General features: G+C 70.6%; 3 protein-coding genes. 1 reads left to right on the forward strand and 2 read right to left on the reverse strand.

Features of this window, described 5'->3' with window-relative positions:
- Together ACZ3UD_RS37405 and ACZ3UD_RS37410 are read right to left on the reverse strand one after the other, a co-directional pair.
- A partial coding sequence (locus tag ACZ3UD_RS37405; protein WP_465598491.1) for an ISL3 family transposase occupies positions 1-1384 on the reverse strand: 1384 nt, incomplete at its 3' end.
- A gap of 319 nt (positions 1385-1703) precedes the next feature.
- Complete coding sequence (locus tag ACZ3UD_RS37410; protein WP_465598494.1) at positions 1704-2315, reverse strand: hypothetical protein; 612 nt, start codon at positions 2313-2315, stop codon at positions 1704-1706.
- Positions 2316-2623: 308 nt separating this feature from the next.
- On the opposite strand from ACZ3UD_RS37410, the gene ACZ3UD_RS37415 reads away from it, so the two are divergent.
- Positions 2624-3535 (forward strand): aminoglycoside phosphotransferase family protein, encoded by a 912-nt coding sequence (locus ACZ3UD_RS37415; protein ID WP_465598497.1) that lies wholly within the window; start codon positions 2624-2626, stop codon positions 3533-3535.
- Positions 3536-5754: the final 2219 nt, after the last annotated feature.

The raw sequence follows: 5754 nt of genomic DNA on the forward strand, positions 1-5754 counted from the left end.
TGGCGAAGGTGCGGACGTGGGTTGCGGCGGCCGTGAGTTCGGGTGAGCGGGCCAGCAGGGTCTTGAGCTGTTGCTGGTCGTCCTCACGTAGGTGGTCGGGGTGGCGCATGATCCAGCCGGTGGCCTCGCGGGGAGAGGGCGGCCGGGCGATGGGCGGCGGGCTCCCCGGGGACTGTCGGTCGGGCCGTAGCGGCCGGACGTAGTCGCGCAGCGTGCTGTAGCTGCAGCGAGCCCCGCGTTCCTGCAGCTCGCGGTGGAGCCGGGACACGTTCGTGCAGCCTTCGACGATGCGCTGGTCGAGGTAGGGCTTGAACCGGTCGAGCTTGCTGGTCCGGTTCTGCCACTGGCCGTGCAGCATCGCCTCCGGGCTGGCCGCGCGGGCGTACTTGCGAACGGTGTTGCGTCCGAGGCCGAGGCGTCGGGCGATCTCGCGCAGACTCAAGCCCTGCTCGATCTGGGCGCGGACGGCCGCGTGGGTGTCGCGGAGCCGGTCGAGGAACTTCCCCTGCGGGTAGGGCTCGGACGGCTCTGTGGCAGCCTCGAATGCCTCGGCCGATGCGGGCTTTGGTCCCGGCGGCTCGGGCTCAGGCGCGGGTTCGACAAGGTCGCGGAGCAGGGCGCGATGGCGGGAGACGAGGCGTTCAACAGCCTCGCCGAGGTTGTGCCAGACGTGCCATTTGTCCGCACAGTGCTGGGCGTTGGGCGCTCCGGCGCGGGCGCCGTCCGCGAAGACCTGTGCGCGGTCGCGGCAGACGATCTCGACGCCGGGGTGCTCGCGCAGCCAGGCGGCGACGCTGTCCGCGTCGCGGTCCGGGAGCAGGTCAAGGGGCTGGTGGGTCTCGCAGTCGACCAGGATGGTGCCGTAGCGGTGGCCCTTCCTGGTGGCGAACTCGTCGATGCCGAGCACGCGCGGGGTCGCCCAGGCAGGGTCCGGCAGCGCCATGACCAGGCGCAGGACGGTCATCCGGCTGATCACGATGCCGAGCAGCAGCGCGAGACGGGCCACGGCCCGAGCAGCCAGGACGACGCCGAGGGCACCGAGCATCCGCTGAAGGACCGGCGTCCGTCGGCCGTAGCGGTAGGTCAGCCCCTCAATCTGCTCGGCGAAGGTGACCCGCGGGCAGTCCCCGTTGTCGCAGAACAGCCGACGCACCGACAGTTCGATCACCACGCCCCGCCCGCCGCACGGCGCGTCGGCCAGGCGCCGTCCATACCTGCTGTGCACCCGACCTGACGCAGTCCGGCAGCCCGGACACGACACCGGCACTTCCTCCAGCGTCGACGCCTCGATCACCACGCGCCCGTCCCGCACATCCACGCACTCGACCCGCACCCCTGCGAGATGCGGGAGCAGAAGGAAGTTTTCCTCACACGCGGTCAGCATCCACCCGGCTATGACGGAGCGTCACCCAGCGCACGGAAGCACGATCGACTTCACGGAATCCGTGCCTGAACCTTTGTGGTGGCGCCATCCCTGACACCGACCGTGCGCGGCACGCGGCGGGATCACCCGGTCGAGCTTGCGCGATCGAACCCATGCTGCGGGGCAGGAGCCGGGACGCGCCAGGGAGCCGTCGGCCTGGAGGCAGCGCCCGGCCGGGTCGGTCACCGTGGTCGGTACGGCGACGGCTGGCCGGGTTACCGAGAGCCGGAGCCGTCCGGAGCTGCCTGGAGCCGGCCGTTGGCCGTGTCCCGTGGGCTCACTACCAAAGCTGCTTCGACCAGTCTCCCCGAAAGCGATAGGCACGGCCGTCACCGACTTGCTTCGTCCCGCCGGGCACGACGTCCCCGTGGTAGGGGTACTGTTCCGTCACCGCCGCGAGCAGGAACTCCAGGAAGCCGCCGTCGAACAGGTCCCACTGCCGCATCGAGTCGAACTTGGCGGCGACCGGCCACCGGTCCGGGTCCGGGCCCCGCATCAGCCAGAAGAACTGGTCGGAGTTCCAGTTGTTCCCCCACTTCAGCAGCCCGCTCTCGGCCGGGAACAGCGGATACGGGCACTCGTCGTCGTCCCCGTCCTCGTAGGCCTGGGCCAGCATGGCGGTGTATCCATACGGATCTGTGGTGCAGTAGACGAACCCCGGGAAGCCGATCGGCTGTCCGGTGTCAGGGCTGGGCGCTGTCGACGGTGTGTAGATGTGCAGTTCGTCGCTGATGCTGACCATCCCGTACCGGTTGACGAACGCCCGGTAGTCGGCGGGCAGTTGGAAACCGAGCGCTCTGGGCCCCTGCTCCCACGGGACCGGGACCACGCCGCCCGCGGGCGGCGGCCCGATCACCGCGCCGAGCCGGTCCAGCATCTCCTCGATGTCCACGTTCACTCCCGTCAGCCGCCCGTTCCCGCCGGAGGGTATCGGCTTCCGGTGACAGCGGAGGCGGGAGAGCCCGGCCCCGCAGGGTCCTGACGCCCGAGCCGTGGAGGGCTTCCATGCCCACGGACCGTCCGCCGTGGACGCGGCGGACGGTCCGTGGGCATCGGGCGGGTCTGCGGCCCGTGCCGTCCTGGGTGCTGTGGCGTGGGGCGTGACCTCCGGCCGCCTGGTGTGCTGTTCGGTTACCAGAACTGGCGGGCGAGGAAGGAGGAAGTCAGCTCACACTGGAGGCTGGACAAGGGGGGTACCTGTTGAACGATGTTCCAGAGCTTGGGCCCATGCCCCGGCGGGTGACCGTCAGTGCCGAGCAGGCGGGGCGGCTCGTGGCCGAACAGTTCCCGCAGTGGGCCGCGTTACCGGTGACGGCTGTGGAGAACGGTGGCTGGGACAACTGGACCTTCCGCTTGGGCGACACCATGTTGCTGCGCCTGCCCAGCGCGCAGGAGTACGCCTTGGCGGTGGAGAAGGAGCACCGTTGGCTGCCCGAGCTGGCACCGGCTCTCCCGCTGCCGATCCCGGTGCCGCTGGCGATGGGGCGTCCTGGTGCGGCCTACCCGTTCGCGTGGTCGGTCTACGGGTGGATCGACGGCACGCCCGCGACGTTCGAGGCAGTCGTCGATCCGATCCGCTTCGCCGTGGGCCTGGCCGACTTCGTCGCCGCGTTGCAGAGCATCGATGCCTCACAAGGGCCACAGCCTGGTAAGCACAACTGGTTCCGTGGAGCGACGCTGCGGACCTACGAGGCGCAGGCGCTCGGTGCGCTGGACGAGCTGCGCGGCCACATCGACGTCGCGCCGGCACACGAGTTGTGGACTCAGGCGCTTGAGGCGCGGTGGGACGGGACCGACGTCTGGTTCCACGGTGACCTTGCCAAGGGAAACCTGCTCCTTGAGGACGGGCAGCTCGTCGCCGTCATCGACTTCGGTACGTGTGGCGTGGGGGACCCCGCTTGCGACCTCGCGGTCGCGTGGACGTTGCTCTCGGCCGACGGCCGCGATGTGTTCCGGGAGCGGCTGGGCGTTGACGATGCGACGTGGGCGCGCGGACGTGGCTGGGCGCTGTGGAAGACGCTCGTCTCGTGCGCCAACAGCCTGGGCGAGGACGGCGCTGGCGCCCGTGACGCGCGACGTGTTCTCTCCGGGATCCTCACTGATCGAGGCTGAGGGGTCACCGGGGTGCGTGGACCCATGCCTATCCGCTCCCGCGCGCCAACAGCCTGGGCGCCGCCCCCGCCGCGCCCCTGGTGTGACCTGAGCGAGGTCGGCTTGGTGTTTTTGGTGTGTTTTGGGTGTTTAGCCCGGGTTTGGATGGACCAATGTGGACCGGTCCAGGTGTCGGGTTCCGCTCGTTTCGCCCGTGTCGGGTGGAGCCCGGTCTGGTTGCTGTGCATGTTCGCCGTGGGCATGCCATGTGAGTGGGATGGGGTGTCGGGGGCGGGGATTTGACGGGTTGTTTGGGCGGGTCTTCCGAGATTGCTTTCCGGGGCTTCCGGGAGTGTTTTCCGGGTGTTTTTAGCGGGGGTTTTCGGGGGGTTTTCGGCTCTGGTGTTCCGTGTGCGGGGTGGTGCGCGTCACGGGCAATGGGGTGTGACGCGCACCGGGTGGTGATCCTGTCAGACGGCGCCGCCGTCGACGTCCTGCTCGCCGCCGTCCTGGCCGCCTGCGGACGTCCGCCTCGGCGCCGTCCCGGCGGAGTCTGGGCGAGGTCCTCGGCCGCCGTCCTGGTCGCGGGCTGCTTGCGGGTCCGTCCTGCTCGGTGCCGGGCTGCTCGCCACCGTTCCGACCGGCTTGGGCGAGGCCTTGGCCGCCGTCCGGTTCCGGGCCTTTGCTCGCCTCGGCGGCCCGCTACTTGGTCCTCGGTGTCCGGTCTGGGCGCGTGGGGCGGTTCGTTCCAGAAATCTGGAACGTGGGGGTGAGGCCCCCCGGGCCGCCTGGCTGCCGGCCTGCCAACCGGTCTGCCAGGACCGTCCACCCCGGTCGTCCTGGCCGCGCTGGCCGATGTCCTGGGTTCGCCCGCCGGCCTTTCGCCGCCTGCTGCTCGCGGCTGCGTCGACGTCGCCCGGGGATGGCTCGCGCGAGTCATCATGCTGACGTCCGGGCGGCCGCCGGTCCTCGCCGGCTGTGCGGGTCGCTAGGGTCGCTGCTCCTGGTCGTGGTCGTCGGCCAGGAGGCGGCCGTCCCCGTGTCCTGCTCGGCGTTCGCCTCGCCGCCGTCCGGGTCCCGCCGCCGTCCTCGCGGCTGTCCGGCCGGGGCGCGATGGCCTGTGGGGTGGGGGCTGTGAGCCTGTGGGGGTTGTGTTGTTGGGGTGCTGTTGTCCCTGGTGGCGGGGGTGGCCTGTAGGGGTTGTGAGGCTGTGAGCCGGGGGCCCGCCAGGGCGCCGTCCGGGTGCCACCGTCGTGGACCTGGTCGACGTCCTGCTCGGTGCCGTGCTGCTCGGTGCCGCTGCCGTCCGTCGGCCTGGCGGGGGATGGCTCGCGCGAGTCATCAAGGGACGCCCGGTGGGGTGGCCGCCGTCCTGGCCGCCGTCGTCGGGGATGCGTCGCGCGTGGCATGGAGCCGGTGGTCGGCGGTTCCCCGCGGCCGCCTCGCCGCCCGTCTCGGCGCCGTCCTGGTACCGGGGCCAGGGGCGTGGTGTGGGTGGCCGTCAGGCCGCCGTCCGGGAGGTAGTGCCCCGCCTCGGGAGAGGCCTCGGCGGTGGGCTGCGCCCCGGCCGGCGCTGCGCCGCCTCGGTGCCGGGCTCGTGCCCAGCCTCGGCGGCTCTCCGGGTCTGTTCCAGAAATCTGGAACGCGGGTCGTCGTCCTCGGCGCCCGGCTGGGAAGGCTCCCCTGGGGGCGCTCTGAGACGGGTGCTCGATCTGAGCACCCGCCGGGGCTGCCGATCCCACCCGGCATGCCCGCGCCGCTCTTTTCCAGTGGCGCCGTAGGCGACACCACCCAGTCTTTTCGATGGGTCGTCAGGCCCCGGTCATCGCCGAAGGTCTGCGCTGTTTCCCGGTGGCCTGTTCTGGGGGTTTTCGCCGTGTTGGTCCTCGGAGTTCGGGAGTGCGCCGGGCTGGTCATTTCGACCCGGGGGAGCGGGTAGCTGGCCGGTGGTCGTTGTGGCATTAGGGGGGCCGGATTCAGGACGTTTGGCCGGTGGTTTTACGACCGGTACCAGAAGTGGCCGGTGGTGTACTTCTGGCCTTTTGCCCGTGTGTCTGCGCGGTGACGTCCGGGGCGGGGTGTCGGTGACATCCCCGTGCGTTTCAGAAGCGATCCGCAAACCCCACACGGGGCTTGGGATTAGTGCGAGTGTTCGCGGGTTCCCGATTCGGGTGATCTCGACGTTGTCGCCGCATGAAGACAGGGCCCCTGTGCAGCTTGGAGGTTGTCGAGACCGAAAG

This window comes from Kitasatospora sp. NPDC023118 (genome assembly GCF_055560875.1).